Annotated in this window: 6 protein-coding genes; 2 read left to right on the top strand and 4 right to left on the bottom strand. The window is 74.4% G+C overall.

Going from position 1 to position 17,666, the window contains the following annotated elements; translation table 11 throughout:
• Nucleotides 1–3 precede the first annotated feature (3 nt).
• Complete coding sequence (locus ABD126_RS30090; RefSeq protein ID WP_343937361.1) at nt 4–12,630, bottom strand: SDR family NAD(P)-dependent oxidoreductase; 12,627 nt, start codon at nt 12,628–12,630, stop codon at nt 4–6.
• Between the two features lie 181 nt (nt 12,631–12,811).
• Between ABD126_RS30090 and ABD126_RS30085 the strand changes: the two genes are divergently transcribed.
• Together ABD126_RS30085 and ABD126_RS30080 are read left to right on the top strand one after the other, a co-directional pair.
• The gene (locus ABD126_RS30085) at nt 12,812–13,186 is read left to right on the top strand and encodes a YybH family protein (RefSeq protein ID WP_343937360.1); all 375 of its coding nucleotides are present in this window, start codon (nt 12,812–12,814) and stop codon (nt 13,184–13,186) included.
• 1 nt (nt 13,187) lies between these two features.
• Nucleotides 13,188–14,636 (top strand): aspartate aminotransferase family protein, encoded by a 1,449-nt coding sequence (locus ABD126_RS30080; protein WP_343937359.1) that lies wholly within the window; start codon nt 13,188–13,190, stop codon nt 14,634–14,636.
• A gap of 162 nt (nt 14,637–14,798) precedes the next feature.
• Here ABD126_RS30080 and ABD126_RS30075 read toward each other — a convergent pair whose 3' ends face one another.
• The 3 genes from ABD126_RS30075 to ABD126_RS30065 all read right to left on the bottom strand — a co-directional run bounded on the left by ABD126_RS30075 (nt 14,799) and on the right by ABD126_RS30065 (nt 17,373).
• On the bottom strand, nt 14,799–16,373 hold the full coding sequence (locus ABD126_RS30075) for an acyl-CoA carboxylase subunit beta (protein ID WP_425542904.1): 1,575 nt from the start codon (nt 16,371–16,373) through the stop codon (nt 14,799–14,801).
• Entirely contained in the window at nt 16,373–16,894 is a 522-nt protein-coding gene (locus ABD126_RS30070; protein ID WP_343937358.1) for a flavin reductase family protein, read from the bottom strand. The genes ABD126_RS30075 and ABD126_RS30070 overlap by 1 nt, the downstream gene beginning before the upstream one ends.
• A 68-nt stretch (nt 16,895–16,962) precedes the next feature.
• Entirely contained in the window at nt 16,963–17,373 is a 411-nt protein-coding gene (locus ABD126_RS30065; protein WP_343937357.1) for a YybH family protein, read from the bottom strand.
• Nucleotides 17,374–17,666 lie beyond the last annotated feature (293 nt).

Here is a 17,666-nt window from a genome sequence, read left to right as displayed (position 1 = left end):
CTCCTAGTCCAGCTCGTCGACCAGCGCGAACAACGCCTCGTCGTCGGCTGCGTCCAGGTCGGTGTCCAGGGCGGGGCGGCCCAGCAGGGCGCGCAGGCGGTCCAGCGCGGCGTCGTCCACCTCGCCGGCGCGGATCATGGCTTCCAGGCGGTCCACCACCGGCTCGTCGGCGGGCGAGGCCAGCGACAGCAGGTGGTCGGCGAGCGCGTCCGGGCTCGGGTGGTCGAACACCACCGTCGTCGGCAGGTCCAGTCCGGTGGCCGCGCCGAGCTGGTTGCGCAGCTCGACCGCGGTCAGCGAGTCGAAGCCCAGCTCGGTGAACGCCCGGCGGGTGTCGATCGCGGCCGGGTCGTCGTGCCCGAGGACGGCGGCGACCTTGGCCCGCACCAGGCCCGGCAGGTCCGTCGGCTCGGCGGCGACCGGGGCCGCCGCCCGGCGCGGGCGGACCATGTCGCGCAGCACGGCGGGCAGGTCGTCCCGGCCGCGCAGCGCGGCCTGGTCGAACCGGGTCACCGCCAGCACGGGCGCGCCGTGCGCGAGGGCCGCGTCGAACAGGTCCATCGCCTCGTCGGCCGCGAGCGGCTCCAGGCCCGACCGGGCCAGCCGCCGCAGGTCCACTTCGGACAGTCCGCCGGACAGCTCGCTCTCGGTCTCCCACAGGCCCCACGCGAGCGAGACCGCGGGCAGGCCGGCGGCGTGCCGGTGCTCGGCGAGGGCGTCGAGGTAGGCGTTGCCCGCCGCGTAGTTGCCCTGGCCGGCGGTGCCCAGCAGGCCCGCGACCGACGAGTACAGCACGAACGCGGACACGTCCCCGGCCAGCTCGTGCAGGTTCCAGGCCGCGTCGACCTTGGGCCGCAGCACCTTGTCCACCTGCTCGGGCGTGAGCTTGGCCAGCACGCCGTCGTCCACGACACCGGCCGTGTGCACGACCGCCGTGGGCCGGTACCGCTCGATGACGGCGGCCAGCGCGTCCCGGTCGGCCGCGTCGCACGCCACCAGGTGCGCGGTCACGCCCAGCTCGGCGGTCAGCTCCGCCGCGCCCGGAGCCGCGCCACCGCGCCGGCTCAGCAGCACCAGTTCCCGCACGCCGTGGACGTGCACCAGGTGCCGGGCCAGCACCGCGCCCAACGCCCCGGTCGCGCCGGTGACCAGCACCGGGCCGGTCCCCCAGTCGATCCCGCGCTCGGCGGACGGCGTCCGGACCAGGCGCGGCACGAACACCTCGCCGCCGCGCACCGCCACCTCCGGCTCACCCAGCCGCACGGCGGTGTCCAGCGGTTCGCCGTCGTCGGCCGTGACCAGCACGAACCGGCCCGGCTGCTCGGCCTGCGCGGTCCGCACGAGGCCGCGCACGGCCGCGTGCTCCAACCCGTCGCGCACCACGACCGCCAACGGCCCGTCGGCTCCGCGCAGCACGTCCAGCGTGTGGTGCACGGCCTCCCGCGCCGGCAACTCCGGCACCCGGTGCACCGGCACCGCGGCGCCCGGCTCGCCCGGCGCCACCGGCCGCCAGGTCAGGGCGTGCAGCCCGCGCACGGCCTTGCCGCCCAACGGCCGCAACGCCAACTCGTCCACGGTCAGCACCGGCCGCCCGGCCGCGTCCACCACGACGATCGACACCGCCGACCCGCGCCGCGTCAACCGCGCCCGCGCCGCCGGCGCACCCGAGTGCACGGTCACGCCGCTCCACGAGAACGGCAGCACCGCCGGGGCGTCGTCGTCCGCGACACCGGGCAGCAACGAGTGCAGAGCCGCGTCCAACACCGCCGGGTGCACCAGGAAGCCCCGGTTCTCCACGGCCGCCAACTCGGCGAACAGCTCGTCGCCGACCCGCGACAGCCCCACGAGGTTCCGGAACGCCGGCCCGTAGTGGTAGCCGTGCTCCGCCAACCGGTCGTACACGCCGTCGAGGTCCACCGGCACGGCCTCGGCCGGCACCTCGAACCCGACCGGCTCCGAACCCGCGCCGCCCACCGCGCCGGACGCGTGCAGCTCCCACGGCGACTCGTCGTCGGGCCGCGCGTGCACGGTCACCGGCCGCCGCCCGCCCTCCTCCGGACCGACCGTCACCTGGAGCCGCGCGACCCCCAGCACCAGCGGGGCGGACAGCGTCAGCTCCACCAGGTGCGGCAGGCCGACGTGCGCACCGGCCGCCAGCGCAAGCTCGGCGAACGCCGTGCCCGGCACCAGGACGTCGTCGCGCACCCGGTGGTCGGCCAGCCACGCGTCGGTGCCCGCCGACAGGCGCCCGGTCAGCACCACGGTGTCGCCGCCGGCCAGTTCGACCGCCGCGCCCAGCACCGGGTGGCGGGTGTCGGACAGGCCCAGCGCGCCCGCCGACCGGGCCGCGCGGGGCGCATCCAGCCAGAACCGGCGGCCCTGGAACCGGTAGGTGGGCAGGGTGACCGGCCGGGCGTCGCCGAAGTCCCAGGTCACCGGCAGGCCGCGGGTGTGCAGGACGCCCAGCGCGGCCTGCGCGGTCGCCAGTTCGGGACGGCCCGCCCGCAGCACCGGCACGGCCGACCCCGGTTCACCGGTCAGGCACTGCCGGGTCAACGCGGTCAGCACGCCGTCCGGCCCCAGCTCCACGAACTCGGTCACCCCGAGCGCCTCCAGCGTGCGGACGCCGTCCACGAACCGCACGGCCTCGCGGATGTGCCGCACCCAGTAGTCCGGCGAGCGCAACTGCCCGTCGGTGGCCAGGTCACCGGTCACGTCCGACACGACCGGGATCTCCGGCGCGCGGAACACCACCGCGTCCAGGTCCGCGCGGAACGCCGCCAGCACCCCGTCCATGTGCGGCGAGTGGAACGCGTGGCTCACCGGCAGCCGCCGCGTGCGGCGTCCCCGGCCCGACCACAGCTCGATCAGCCGGGCCACCGCGGGCTCGTCGCCGGAGACGACCGTCGAGCGCGGCGCGTTGACGGCCGCGACCGCCACCACCCCGGCCAGCGTCTCCCGCACCTCCTCCTCGGTGGCCTCGATCGCCGCCATGGCCCCGTCCTCGCGGGCCGACTGCATGGCCCGGCCGCGCGCGGCGACCAGCGCGCACGCGTCGGCCAGGTCGAACACGCCCGCGACGTGCGCGGCGGCGACCTCGCCCACCGAGTGGCCGAACACGAAGTCCGGGCGCACGCCGTGGTGCTCCACGTACCGGTACAGCGCGACCTCGACGGCGAACAGCGCGGCCTGGGTGTAGGCGGTCTGGTCCAGCAGGGCGGAGTCGGCGCTGTCCGGCTCGGCGAACAGCACCGCCCGCAGCGGGCGGTCCAGCACCGGGTCCAGCAACGCGCAGATCTCGTCCAGCGCCTGCCGGAACACCGGCTGGGAGTACAGCTCGCGGCCCATGCCGACGCGCTGGCTGCCCTGGCCGGTGAACAGGAACGCGGTCTTGCCGCGCCCGCCGCCGTCTCCGATGGCCAGCTCGCCGAGCAGGGCGTCCGCGCCGAAGACCACCGTGCGGCGGTCCAGCAACGGCCGCCGGGCCAGCGTGAGCCCGACGTCGGCGGGACGCAGGTCCGGGTGCGCGGCCAGGTGGGCGTGCAGGGCTTCGGCCTGGGCGCGCAACGCCGTGTCGTCGTGCGCGGACAGCACCCACGGCACGTCCAGCGGGGTCACGCGGTCGGCCTCGACCCGCTCGGGCACCTCCTCCAGCACGACGTGCGCGTTGGTGCCGCTGATGCCGAACGAGGACACCGCCGCCCGGCGCGGCCGGTCCGCGGTCCACTCGCGGGGCTCGGTCAGCAGTTCCACCGCGCCCGAGGTCCAGTCCACGTGGGGTGACGGGTCGTCGGCGTGCAGGGTGCGCGGCATGACGCCGTGCCGCATCGCCTGCACCACCTTGATGATCCCGCCGACCCCGGCCGCCGCCTGCGCGTGCCCGATGTTGGACTTCAGCGACCCCAGCCACAGCGGTTCGGCGCGGTCCTGGCCGTAGGTGGCCAGCAGCGCCTGGGCCTCGATCGGGTCGCCCAGCGTCGTGCCGGTGCCGTGCGCCTCGACCAGATCGACGTCCGAAGTGGACAGTCGGGCGGCGGACAGCGCGGCCCGGATCACCCGCTCCTGCGCCGGACCGTTGGGCGCGGTGAGGCCGTTGGACGCGCCGTCGGAGTTCACCGCGCTGCCCCGCACCACCGCGAGCACGCGGTGGCCGCGCTTGCGCGCCTCGGACAGCCGCTCGACCAGCAGCAGGCCGACGCCCTCGGACCAGCCGGTGCCGTCGGCGGAGGCGGAGAACGACTTGCACCGCCCGTCCGGCGACAACCCGCGCTGCCGCGAGAACTCCACGAACGTCGACGGCCCGGCCATCACCGTCACGCCGCCCGCCAGCGCCAGGTCGCACTCGCCGGAGCGCAGCGCCTGCGCCGCCAGGTGCAGGGCGACCAGCGACGACGAGCACGCCGTGTCCACGGTGATCGCCGGCCCCTCCAGCCCGTAGGTGTAGGCGAGGCGGCCGGAGATCACGCTGGAGGTGTTGCCCGCCAACAGGAAGCCCTCGACCTCCTCCGGTGTCTCGGGCAGGCGCGAGGCGTAGTCGTCGTACATCACGCCGGTGAACACGCCGGTCCGGCTGCCGCGAAGCGTCGCCGGGTCGATCCCCGCGTCCTCGAACGCCTCCCACGCCGTCTCCAGCAGCAGCCGCTGCTGCGGGTCGGTGGCCAGCGCCTCGCGCGGCGACATGCCGAAGAAGGCCGCGTCGAACAGGTCCGCGTCGTGCAGGAACCCGCCGTGCCGGGTGTAGGTGGCGCCCAGGCGTTCGGGGTCGGGGTCGTAGAGCGCCTCGACGTCCCAGCCCCGGTTGGTCGGGAACCCCGAGATCGCGTCGCGGCCCTCGGCGACCAGCCGCCACAGGTCCTCCGGCGACCGGACGCCGCCGGGGAACCGGCACGCCATGCCGACGATCGCGATCGGCTCGTCCGCGCGGGCAGCCGCGGTCCGGGTCGCCGCGGTCCGGGTCGCCGCGGTCCGGGTCGCCGCGGTCCGGTCGGCCTCGCGGTTGCCCGCCACCAGGAACGCGGCGAGCGCGGCCGGCGTCGGGTGGTCGAACACCAGCGTGGTGGGCAGCTTGCGGCCGGTCGCGGCGATCAGCCGGTTGCGCAGGTCCACGCCCGCCAGCGAGTCGAAACCCTGCTCGCGGAACGCCTTCTCCGGGTCCACCGCCGTGGCGTCGGCGTGGCCCAGGGCCGCCGCCGCCAGCGACCGCACCAGGTCCACGGCCTGCGCCTCGGTGAGCGCGGACACGGCCTTGGTGGTCGTGCGCCGCTTCACCAGGCCGCGCAACGGACCGGGCACCTCACCGTCCACACGGGACGGTTCAAGCGCGGCCGGCACCAACAGCCCCTGGTCGGCGGACAGCGCCCGGTCGAACAACGCCAGACCCCGTTCGGGCTTCAGCGGCGCGACGCCGGACCGGGCCCAGCGGGCGAGGTCGGCGTCACCGAGGGTTTCGCCCATGCCCGCGTCCCACAGGCCCCACGCCAGCGACACCGCGCTCAGGCCCCGCGCGCGGCGGTGGGCGGCGAGGGCGTCCAGGTAGGTGTTCGCGGCGGCGTAGCCGGCCTGGCCGGCCGTGCCCAGCACCCCCGAGATCGAGGAGAACAGCACGAACACCGGCACGTCACCGGCCAGTTCGTGCAGGTGCCGCGCGGCCAGCGCCTTGGGTTCCAGCACGCGGTCCACCTGGGCGTCGGTCAACGCCGTGGTGGTCGCGTCGTCCAGGACGCCGGCGGCGTGGACGACCGCGCCGAGCCGTTCCCCGGCGAGCAGTTCCGCCAGGGCGTCCCGGTCGGCCACGTCCACCGCGGCGATCCGCGCACCGAGTTCGTCGGCCAGCGCGCGGGCTCCCGGCGCGGCCGGCCCGCGCCGGCTGACCAGCAGCAGGTCGCGGACGCCGTGGTGCTCGTGCAGGTGCCGGGCGACCAGCGCGCCCAGCCCGCCCGTGCCGCCGGTGACCAGGACCGTGCCCTCCAGCCGCACCGGCTCGCCCAGGTCGGTCCGGGCCAGCCGGGGCGCCAGGAACCTGCCCTCGCGCACCGCCACCTGCGGTTCACCGGTCGCCACGGCCGCCGCCACGTCGTCGGCGTGGTCCGCGTCCACCACGACCACCCGGTCCGGGTGCTCGGACTGCACCACCCGCACCAGGCCCCACACGGCGGCGTTGGCCAGGTCGTCCACCGGCTCGCCGGGGACGGCCGCGATCGAACGGCGGGTGTGGAAGACCAGCCGGTCGGCCGGGTCGTGGTCCTCCTCCAGCCACTCCCGGACCAGGCGCAGCGCGCGGCGCGTGGCCAGCCTCGGGTCGTCGGTCGCGGCGGGCGGGATGACCACCAGGTCACCGGCCGGTTCGCCCCGCGCCACCTCGGTCCACGTCACGGTGAAGGTCGAACCGCCCGCGAGGCCGTCCCGGGCGACCGCGCGCAGCGTGATGCCGTCGATCCGCCCGACCGGGGCACCCGCGCCGTCCGCGAGGTCGATGGAGAACGTGTCCGCGCCGTTCGGCGTGACGCGGACGCGCAGGGTGGACGCGCCGGCGGTCAGTTCCACACCGCTCCACGCGAACGGCAGGCGGATCCGGCCCGGCCCGGCCGGTTCGAGGACCAGCGGGTGCAGGACGGCGTCCAGCAGGGCCGGGTGCACGACGAACCCGGTCACCGGGGTGGTGACGGCGACCTCGGCGTAGACGGTGTCGCCGTCCCGCCACAGGCCGCGCAGGCCGCGGAACGGCTCGCCGTAGTCGTAGCCCAGCGCGGACAGCCGGTCGTAGACGTCGTCCAGCGGCTCCTCGTCGGCCTCCGGCGGCCACGGGAACGACTCAAGGGCGGCGCTTCCCGTCGTGAGGGTGCCGGAGGCGTGGCGCTGCCAGTCGTCCTGGCGCGAGTGCACGGTGAACCGGCCCTCGCGCACGGCCACCTGCACCTGCACCGCCCCGGTGGCCGGCACGACCAGCGGCGACTCCAGCGTCAGGTCGTCCACGCGCGGCAGCCCGACCCGTTCCCCCGCCGCCAGCGCGAGTTCCAGGAACGCCGTGCCCGGCACCAGGACCGCGCCGTTGACGACGTGCCCGGCCAGCCACGGCTGCGCCGTCAGGGACACCTCGCCGGACAGCACGACCTCGTCCCGCTCGGCCAGCTCGACGGCCGTGGTGACCAGTCCGGTCGCGCGCGGCCGGTCGGTGAGCCAGTAGTGGTCGCGCTTGAACGGGTAGGTCGGCACGTCCGCGCGGCCCGCGCCCGGCACGAACGACACCACGTCCAGCGGCGCGCCGTGGGCGTGCGCGTGGGCCATGCCGCGCACGGCCGTCACCGCCTCCGGGCGGTCCTTGCGCCCCAACGCCACCGCCGTGACGCCGCACGCCTCGGCCAGCGGCGCGAGCACCGCGTCCGGGCCGATCTCCACGAACACCGCGGCGCCGCGCTCGGCGAGCGTCGCGACGGCGTCCGCGAACCGGACGGTGGCGCGGATCTGCCGCGTCCAGTGGTCGGCGTCGGCTTCGAGCAGGTCGCCGGTGACCGTGGAGACGACCGGGATCTCCGCCTCGCGATACGCGATCGTCTCGGCGACCGCGCGGAACTCGTCCAGCACGTCGTCCATGTGCGGCGAGTGGAACGCGTGGCTGACCTGGAGCCGGCGGGTCCGCTCGAACCGGGCGGCCACCTCGGTCACCGCGCGGTCATCGCCCGCCAGCACCACGGAGTTCGGGCTGTTCACCGCCGCGACCGCGACGCCCTCGGGCAGCTCGCCCAGCTCGGCCTCGGTCGCCTGCACGGCGATCATCGCGCCGCCCGCGCGAGCCGACTGCATGAGCCGGCCCCGGGCGGCGACCAGCGTGGCCGCGTCCTCCAGCGTGAGCACGCCGGCGACGTGCGCCGCGACCTGCTCGCCGATCGAGTGGCCGGCGAGCAGGTCGGGCTTGAGCCCGTGGTGCTCGGCGAGCCGGAACAGCGCGACCTCGAACGCGAACAGCGCGGGCTGGGTGTACCGGGTCTCGTGCAGCTCGGGCCGGTCCCCGAACATCAGGTCCCGCAGCGGGAGTTCCAGGTGCGGTTCGAACGCGGCCACCACCTCGTCCAGGCCGCGCGCGAACACCGGGTACGCGTCGTACAGCTCGCGGCCCATGCCGGCGCGCTGCGCGCCCTGCCCGGTGAACAGGAACGCCGTGCGCCCGGCGAGCGCCTTGCCGGTCACCGGGACCGCTTGTGCCAGCTCGTCGGCGCCGGCCCCGACCAGCACCGCCCGGTGGTCGAACCGGGTGCGCTCGGCCAGCGCCCGCGCCACCTCGGCCACGTCCCGCCGCCCACGCACCCGCTCGACCTGGGCCAGTGCCGCCTCGACGGAACGCCCGCTGAACACCCACGGCACCGGCAGGGCGGTCGGCGTGACCGTCGTCGCCGCTTCTTCACCCTGCTCCAGCACCAGGTGCGCGTTGGTGCCGCTGATGCCGAACGACGAGACGGCGGCCCGGCGCGGCCGGTCGGCGGGCCAGTCGCGCCTGCTCGTCAACAGCTCCACGCGGCCGGCGGTCCAGTCCACCTTCGGCGTCGGCTCGGTGACGTGCAGGGTGCGCGGCATGACGCCGTGCCGCATGGCCTCCACGAGCTTGATGACGCCGCCGACGCCGGCCGCCGCCTGGGCGTGGCCGATGTTGGACTTCAGCGAGCCGAGCCACAGCGGGGTGTCGCGGCCCTGGCCGTAGGTGGCCAGAATCGCCTCCGCCTCGATCGGGTCGCCCAGCGACGTGCCGGTGCCGTGCGCCTCGACCACGTCGATGTCCGAAGTGGACAGACCCGCGTCGGCCAGCGCCTGCCGGATGACCCGTTGCTGGGAGCCGCCGTTGGGCGCGGTGAGGCCGTTGGACGCGCCATCGGAGTTGACGGCGCTGCCGCGGATGACCGCGAGCACCCGGTGACCGCGCTCGCGGGCGTCGGAGAGCCGTTCGAGCACCAGGAGCCCGACGCCCTCGGCCCAGGCCGTGCCGTCCGCGTCGGCGGCGAAGGACTTGCAGCGGGCGTCGCCGGCCAGGCCGTGCTGGCGGGAGAACTCCAGGAACATGCCGGGCGTGGCCATCACCGTGACGCCGCCCGCGAGGGCCGTGGACGACTCGCCGCTGCGCAGCGACCGGACCGCGATGTGCAGGGCGACCAGGGAGGAGGAACAGGCCGTGTCCACGGTCAGCGCCGGGCCGACCAGCCCGAGCTGGTAGGCGATGCGGCCGGACATGACGCTGGGCGTCGCGCCGGTGAGCACGTGCCCTTCGGCCTGGTCGGACGCTTCGTGCATGCGCGGCCCGTAGTCACCGGCCGTGCCGCCGACGAACACGCCGGTCCGACTGCCGCGCAGCGCCTCGGGATCGATGCCCGCCCGTTCGACGGCTTCCCAGGCGGTCTGGAGCAGCAGGCGTTGCTGGGGGTCCATGACCAGGGCTTCGCGCGGGGAGATGCCGAAGAAGGAGGCGTCGAACTCACCGGCGCCGGCCAGGAACCCGCCTTCGCGCACGTAGGTCGTGCCGGACCGGTCGGGGTCGGGGTCGTAGAGGTCGGCGGGCCAGCCCCGGTCGGCGGGGAACGGCCCGATGGCGTCGACCTCCTCGTCGACCAGCCGCCACAGGTCTTCGGGGGAGGTCACGTCGCCGGGGAAGCGGCACGCCATGCCGACGATCGCGATGGGTTCGGCTGGGTCGGCCGCGGTGTGTCGACCGGCCGGCGCGTCTTCCTCGGCTGTGCCTTCGAGGAACGCGATGACTGCCTGCGGGGTCGGGTGCTCGAACAGCAGCCCGGTGGGCAGGGGGCGGCCGATCGCGCCGGCCAGGTTCTCGCGCAGTTCGACGCCCATGAGCGAGTCGAACCCGAGATCGCGGAAGGGCCGCCGCACATCGACCTTGGCGGGATCGGCCCCGAGCACGGCCGCGACGTGCCGGACGACGAGCTGCGCCACATTGGTACGCACGCCGGCGGAAGCGGGTGCGCCGGACCCGGCGCTCGCAGGCCCAGCGCTCGCAGGCCCGGCGGCGGTCGGCCCGGCGGCGGTCGGCCCGGCGGCGGGCAGCCCGGCGGCGGGCGCGGCGGGGGCGGTGGCAGTGGTGGCGGGGGCGGCGGGGGCGTGCGTGGTGGCGGCGGGGGCGGCGGGCGCGGGCTGTGGTTCGTCCAGCCAGTAGCGCTCGCGTTGGAACGGGTAGGTCGGCAGCTTCACCCGCCGCCCCACCGGCCACTCCAGCTCCACCCCCCGCGTGTGCAGCCCGGCGAACGCGGTCAGCGCGGTCACCTGTTCGTCGTGCCCCCGGCGCATCAGCGGGAACGACCGGATGCCCACCTCGCCCGCCAGCGCCGACAGCACCGCGTCCGGCCCGGCCTCCACCAGCGTCGGGACCTCCAGCGCCCGCAACGCCCGCAGGAACCGCACCGGCTCCCGCACCTGCCGCACCCAGTACTCCGGGTCCGTCAGCTCGGCGTCCGCCCCGACCGTGGACACGATGGGGATCGTGGGATTGTTGAACGTCAGACCCGCCACCACCGCTCGGAAGTCGTCGAGCATCGGGTCCATCAGCGGCGAGTGGAAGGCGTGGCTCACCGGGAGCCGTTTCGTCCTCTTGTTCAACGATCCGACGAAGGACAACACCGCGTCCTCCGCCCCCGACAGCACCACCGCCCGCGGCCCGTTCACCGCCGCCAGCGCGACACCGTCGGGCAGGTCCAACTCGTCCTCGGCCGCCTCGACCGCGACCATCGCCCCACCGGCCGGCAACGCCCGCATCAACCGACCGCGCGCGGTGACCAGCGCACACGCGTCGGCCAGCGACAACACCTCCGCGACGTGCGCGGCGGCCACCTCACCGATCGAGTGCCCCACCAGCACGTCCGGCCGCACACCCCACGACTCCAGCAACCGGAACGACGCCACCTCGACCGCGAACAACGCGGGCTGCGTCCACCCGGTGTCGTCCAGCCCGTCACCGGACGCGATCACGTCCCGCAACCCGGGGTCCAGGTGCGCGCACACCTCGTCGAAAGCCGCCGCGAACACCGGGAACGCGTCGGACAACCGCGCCCCCATCCCCACCCGCTGCGCTCCCTGACCGGTGAACGCCACCCCCACCCGGCCGTCACCGGCAACCCCGGTCACGACGTTCGGCATCGGGATGCCCGCCGCGAGAGCGTCCAGCCCCGCGTCCAGACCCGCCCGGTCCTCCGCGACGACCGCGGCCCGGTGCTCGAACGCGGTCCGGGTGGTCGCGAGGGACCACCCCAGGTCACGCGGCGACCCCTCGGTCACCCGCAACAACGCCGCGTGCGCCCGCAAAGCGCCGGCATCACGGCCCGACACCGGCACCACCGCGAACCCCGGACCCCCGAACACCGAAGGCGCCCGCGCCGGCGGCTCGGCGACCACCACGTGGCAGTTCGTGCCGCCCATGCCGAACGAACTCACCCCGGCCACCAACGGCCGCTCCGGCTCCGGCCACGCCGACAGTCCTGTGTGGACGGTCAGGTTGTGCTCCGCCAACCGCACCGCCGGGTTCGGCGTCACGAAGTTCAGGCTCGCGGGCAACTCCCGGTGCCGGATCGCCAGCACCGCCTTGAGCAGCCCCACGATCCCGGCCGCGCCCTCCAGGTGCCCGACGTTGGTCTTGACCGACCCCACGGCCAGCGGCGCGGGCCGCGACCCGAACACCGCGCCCAGCCCGGCCGCCTCGACCGGGTCGCCGACCGGCGTGCCCGTGCCGTGCAGCTCCACGTACTGCACGCCCTCCGGCCCCACCCCGGCCCGCCGCTGCGCCGCCCGCACGACCGCCGCCTGCGCCGACGCGTCCGGCACGGTCAGGCCGGGCGTCGCGCCGTCGTTGTTGACCGCGCTGCCGCGCAGCACGGCGTACACGTCGTCGCCGTCGTCCAGCGCGGCCCGCAACGGCTTGAGCACCAGCACCGCCGCGCCCTCGCCGCGCACGTACCCGTTGGCCCGCGCGTCGAACGTGAAGCACCGCCCGTCCGGCGACAACCCGCCGAACTTCTCCGCGCCCAGCGCGCCCTCGCCCAGGACGTTCAGGTTCACGCCCGCCGCCAGCGCCACCGGCGACTCGCCCGACCGCACGCTCTCCGCCGCCAGGTGCACGGCGACCAGCGACGACGACTGGGCGGTGTCCACCACGACGCTCGGCCCGCGCAGGTCCAGCGCGTAGGACACCCGGTTGGCGATGATGCCGCGGTGCGTGCCGGTGTTGGTGTGCTGGGTGATCGCGCCGCGCCCGAGCACCAGCCCGGCGTAGTCGTCGCGCAGCGAGCCGACGAACACCGACGCGCCCGTGCCCGCCAGCGCCGCCGGAACGATCCCCGCGTCCTCCAACGCCTCCCACGCCAGCTCCAGCACCAGCCGCTGCTGCGGGTCCATCGCCGCGGCCTCGCGCGGCGAGATGCCGAAGAACCCGGCGTCGAAGTCGCCGACGCCGTCCAGGAACGCGCCGAACCGCGCGCCGCGCACCGCCTTCGTCCCGGGCGCCAGCGCCTCCCACCGGTCGGCGGGCACCTCGGTCACCACGTCCCGGCCGGCGCGCAGCAGCCGCCAGAACGCCGCCGGGTCCGCCGCGCCGGGCAACCGGCACGAGACGCCGACCACCGCGACCGAGTCGTCCAGGTTCGTCATCGACAACGCCTTCCGCGAGCTGGGTCCTTCCGCACCGACCGTTCTATCCGGCGGGAGTTCTTCCCCAGTCACGAAACGGTCGTCGGGCGTTCTCGCGGCGACCGGATTACCGGGGCGTGACCGCCCCCTGGTTTCGTCGGTCCCGTCGAATCCCGATCCCGCAGAAAAGGACTGGTCCGCCATGACCACGAACTTCGCGCTGCCCGAGGACGCCACCCAGATGACCGCGCTGTACGTCCGCGCGATGAACTCGGGCGACGTGGCCACCGTGCTGTCCCTCTACACCGAGGACGCGGTGTCCATCTGGGACCCGGAGAAGCCGATCAGCGGCGCCGAGCACGAGGCCGCGGTGGAGGAGTTCATGGCCAAAAAACCCTTGATGCGAGCCGAGGTCAAGGAGTCCTACGTGACCGGCGACACCGCGCTACTGGTCGTGGACTGGACTTTCGACATCGAGGGCGAGGGCTCGCTGTCCGGCACCGGCCTGGACGTGCTGCGCAAGGGCGAGGACGGCAAGTGGCGCTACGCCATCGACAACCCGTTCGGCGACAACTGACATGGCGCTCGAACTGGCCGAGGCGCACCTGCGCGGGTTGCTCGCCCAGCTCGGCCTGGACGCGGAGTACGTGCGCGGCGAGGGCGACACCCTGTGGTGGCGCACGGCCTCCGGCGACGAGGTGCCGGTGGTCGACTTCGTCGGCGGCTACGGCTCGCTGGTGCTGGGCCACAACCACCCCGAGATCGTGGCGCACGCCCGGGAACTGCTCGCCGGCGGCGTCCCGGTGCACGCCCAGTTCTCCTACCACCCGTACGCCAACGACCTCGCCGCCGCGCTGAACCGCGTGCTGTGGCGGGAGTTCGGGACGTTCGAGCCGTACTCGGCGGTGTTCGCCAACACCGGCGCGGAGGCCGTGGAGGTCGCGCTCAAGCACGCCGAGATGGCCCGCGGCGCACGGGTCGCCGCGCTGCGCGCGGAGATCGAGGAGCACCTGGCGGACGCGCCCGCCGACCTCGCCGCGCGGGTGCGGGAGCACAACGAGAGCCGGTACGACACGCCACCGGTGTTCCTGACGCTGGAAGGCTCCTTCCACGGCAAGCTCGCCGGCAGCGTGCAGCTCACGCACAACCCCGGTTACCGCGTGCCGTTCCGGGCCCTGGCCGTGCCGGCGCGGTTCGTGTCCGGTGGCGAGGTCGCGAAGGCGGTCGAGGAGAGCCGGGTGACCGTGCTGGACGTCCACGACGGCCAGGTGGTCGAGCGGGACCTGCCGGTGGTCGCGGCGTTCTTCGTCGAGCCGATCCAGGGCGAGGGCGGCATCCACGTGCTCGACCCGGTCGTCGCGGCGGACATCCGCGCGGTGGCCGACGCGCACGGGTTCCCCGTGGTGGTGGACGAGATCCAGACCGGCGTGGGCCGCACCGGCAAGTTCTACGCGGCCTCGCACGTCGGCCTGCTCGGTGACTACATCGTGCTGGCCAAGGCGTTGGGCGGCGGGATCGCCAAGACGTCGGTGCTGCTGGTGCGGCAGTCGGCGTACGTGCCGGAATTCGAGCTGTTGCACAGCTCCACGTTCGCCAAGGACGCGTTCTCCTGCCACATCGGGTCGCGCGTGGTGGACTTCCTGGAGAGCTCCGACGCCTACGCGCGGGCGGCGGCCCGCGGCACCGCGCTCAAGCAGGCGCTGCGGTCGGTGGCGGCGGAGTTCCCGACCGTCGTGGCCGACGTGCGCGGGCGCGGCCTGATGCTGGGCCTGGAGTTCCACGACCAGACCGGCGCGCCGGACCCGGTGGGCGAGCTGGCCCGGACCGGCCTGGTGGGGTACGTGGTGGCGGGCTACCTGCTCAACCACCACCGGGTGCGGGTCTTCCCGACCGCCAGCGCCAGCCACACGCTCCGGTTCGAACCGTCCATCGGCATCACGGACGCCCAGATCGACCAGCTGGTGATCGGCCTGCGCGCGGTGTGCACGGCGCTGCGCGACAACCCGCTCACCCTGCTACCGGGCTGAACCCCCACCCCCAGAGGGGCTCAGCCCACCCACGGCGGCCCACCGACCAGCCCCCCGGTCGGTGGGCCGCTTCACGCGCCCACCCCGTTGCCCGGCGCACGCGGAAACACCGCGCCGTCCACAGTGGACCGGCGCGGTGCTCGAACTCCCCAGTAGAAGCGCTTACAGCGGAACGTTGCCGTGCTTGCGCGCCGGCGTGCGGCGGCGCTTGTCGCGCAGCATCGCCAGCCCGCGCAGCACGGCGGCCCGGGTCTCGGCCGGGTCGATCACGTCGTCCACCAGGCCGCGCTCGGCCGCGTAGTACGGGTGCACCAGCTCTTCGGCGTACTCGACCACCAGCGCGGCCCGCAGCTCGGCCGGGTCGGCCGCGGCGGCGAGTTCCTTGCGGTGGATGACGTTCACCGCCGCCTCCGCCCCCATCACGGCGATCTCGTTGGTGGGCCACGCCAGCGACAGGTCGCAGCCGATCGACCGCGAGTCCATCACGATGTACGCGCCGCCGTAGGCCTTGCGCAGGATCACCTGCACCCGCGGCACGGACGCCTCGCAGTAGGCGTACAACAGCTTCGCGCCGTGCCGGATCGCCCCGCCGTACTCCTGGTCGGTGCCCGGCAGGAACCCCGGCACGTCCACCAGCGTCACCAGCGGGATGTTGAACGCGTCGCAGAACCGCACGAATCGGGCGGCCTTCTGCGACGCCGCCGTGTCCAGCACCCCGGCCAGGATCAACGGCTGGTTGCCGACGATGCCCACCACCTGGCCGCCCATGCGGGCCAACGCGCACACCACGTTGGCCGCCCACCCCTCGTGGACCTCCAGGAAGTCCTCGTCGTCCACCAGTTCCGCGATCACCGCGCGGATGTCGTAGGGCCGGTTGGGCTCGACCGGGACCAGGTCGGCCAGCGCGGGCCGCAGGTGGTCACCGGCGGTCCACTCGTAGCCCGGCGCGGGTTCGAGGTTGTTGGCGGGCAACAGGGACAGCAGGTGGCGGACGTCGGCGAAGCAGCTCTCCTCGTCGTCGTGCACGAACGTGGCCACGCCGGACATCCCGCCGTGCACGTCCGCGCCACCGAGCTGGTCGTGCGTGACCCGCTCGCCGCTCACGGCGGCCACCACGTCCGGGCCGGTCAGGTACATCTGCGCGGTCTCGCGCACCATGAACGTGAAGTCCGCCAACGCCGGCGAGTACGCCGCACCGCCCGCGCACGGCCCGAGGACCACGGAGATCTGCGGGACGATCCCGGACGCCTCGACCTGCCGGCGGAAGATCCCGCCGTACCCGTTGAGCGCCATCACCCCCTCCTGGATCCGCGCGCCGCCGCTGTCGTTGAGCGCAACGATCGGCGACCCGGTCGCGACGGCGAGGTCCATCACCTTCTGGATCTTCTCGGCGTGCGCCGCGCCCAGCGACCCACCCGAGATGGTGAAGTCCTGCGCGTAGACGAACACCCGCCGCCCGTCGACCGTCCCGGATCCCGCCACCACGCCGTCGGTGTGCGCGCCCGTGGTCCCCCGCCGGAACATCTCGACCTCGACGAACGACCCTTCGTCCAGCAGCAGTTCCAGCCGCTCCCGGGCCGTCCGCTTGCCCAGCCCGTGCTGTCGCGCCACGGCCTTCTGGTTGCCCAGCGCGACCCGGCTGGTCAGCTCGTCGCGCCGGTCCCGCAGCGACCTCATCGTGCGCGGCGGCGGGGTCGGCCGTGATGCGGGCCGGACCTCCATCTCGGAAATGCTCATCATGGCCCTTCGGTAGTCCCGACCTGCCCGTACGCACCGTTGAAGAACAACAGCCCCGCCTGCCCCGTCCCCTTGCCGGTGGCCAGCACCCGGCCGATGAACACCGAGTGGTCACCGGCCTCGTGGACGTCGGTCAACTCGCACTCCAGCCACGCCAGCGCGTCGGCCAGCACCGGCGCCCCGGTGTGCGGGCCGGGCACCCAGTCGACGGCGTCGAACTGCGCCCGCCCGGCGGGCCGGGTGCGGTCGGCGAAGTGCCGGGCGCTGCCCTCCTGGTCCGCGTGCAGCACGGAGGTCGCGAAGTGCCCGGAGGCCGTGATGGCGCGGTGCATGGTGGCGGTGCGGGCGATGCAGCAGAGCACGAGCGGGGGGTCGAGGGAGACGGAGCTGAACGCGTTGGCGGTCATCCCGTGGATGTGCTCACCACCGACGCTGAGCACCACCACACCGGTGGCGAACCGGCCCAGCGTGGAACGCATCTCGGCCGGCGTCACGGCCGAGAGTTCGGGAGCCAGGTCCATCGCACGTCCTTTCCCTTCAGGGGAGCGTGGGCCGGGCGCTTCGCCCGCGCACGGCCCACGCCCGGGGTTCAGAGGTCGTGGACCTCATCGGCGACCGGCCGGTCGACGGCCATGACCCACTTGCCGTCCTCGCCGCGCACGAGGACGTCGGTGCACTTGCCGAGGATGCGCTGCTTGCGCCCGTCCTCCAGCGTGATGACCAGGTCGTAGTCGACGATGATCAAAGAGGTGTCACCGGTGGAGTAGTAGGACTTGACCTTCGACTGCAGCTCGGGCTTCGTGGCGAGCAGCTTGGTGATCGCCTCGGTGCGCGCGGCCCCGGTGAGCGGCCCACCGGAGAGGTTGGAGATCGAGTCGTCCCGGTAGAGGCTGTCGAAGATGGCCCCCTGCCCGGAGTTGAAGGCGACCAGGAACACGTCGTTCTGCGTCTCCGGGTCGTCGGTGAGATCCAGGTTCGCCAGGTCGATCTGGGCGGTCATGAGCGGGTCCTCGCTTTCGAAGCGGATTGGGCAGTGCCCTTGTCCGACGCTATCGACCACGCTTCGCGGGGCTCTCATCGTGGAATAATCGGACGTTCATCGCGGGATGGGCGGGGTCGGCACAACAAAGTCCAGCCAATGACCACCCACGGCGACGCCCACCGCAACAACGTTCTTCGCCGCGCAAGCGGCGTTCGCCGCGCAGCGGCGGGCTGGGCTCCCAGCCACAAGGGGCCTCCGTGTTCCCCACCGTATGACCTGCCCGAAGGGCTACCACAGATTGCCGGGGTCGG

Origin of the sequence: Saccharothrix mutabilis subsp. mutabilis (assembly GCF_039521145.1) — a bacterium.
GTDB lineage: Bacteria > Actinomycetota > Actinomycetes > Mycobacteriales > Pseudonocardiaceae > Actinosynnema > Actinosynnema mutabilis.
The sequence above is the reverse complement of the archived record's forward strand: the minus strand, read 5'-3'. Positions and strand labels throughout refer to the sequence as shown.

What these genes read in the sequence shown, in the direction of transcription:
- ABD126_RS30090 (WP_343937361.1), bottom strand. Translation starts at nt 12,630, where the DNA reads ATGACGAACCTGGACGACTCGGTCGCGGTGGTCGGCGTCTCGTGCCGG.
- ABD126_RS30085 (WP_343937360.1), top strand. Translation starts at nt 12,812, where the DNA reads ATGACCACGAACTTCGCGCTGCCCGAGGACGCCACCCAGATGACCGCG.
- ABD126_RS30080 (WP_343937359.1), top strand. Translation starts at nt 13,188, where the DNA reads ATGGCGCTCGAACTGGCCGAGGCGCACCTGCGCGGGTTGCTCGCCCAG.
- ABD126_RS30075 (WP_425542904.1), bottom strand. Translation starts at nt 16,373, where the DNA reads ATGAGCATTTCCGAGATGGAGGTCCGGCCCGCATCACGGCCGACCCCG.
- ABD126_RS30070 (WP_343937358.1), bottom strand. Translation starts at nt 16,894, where the DNA reads ATGGACCTGGCTCCCGAACTCTCGGCCGTGACGCCGGCCGAGATGCGT.
- ABD126_RS30065 (WP_343937357.1), bottom strand. Translation starts at nt 17,373, where the DNA reads ATGACCGCCCAGATCGACCTGGCGAACCTGGATCTCACCGACGACCCG.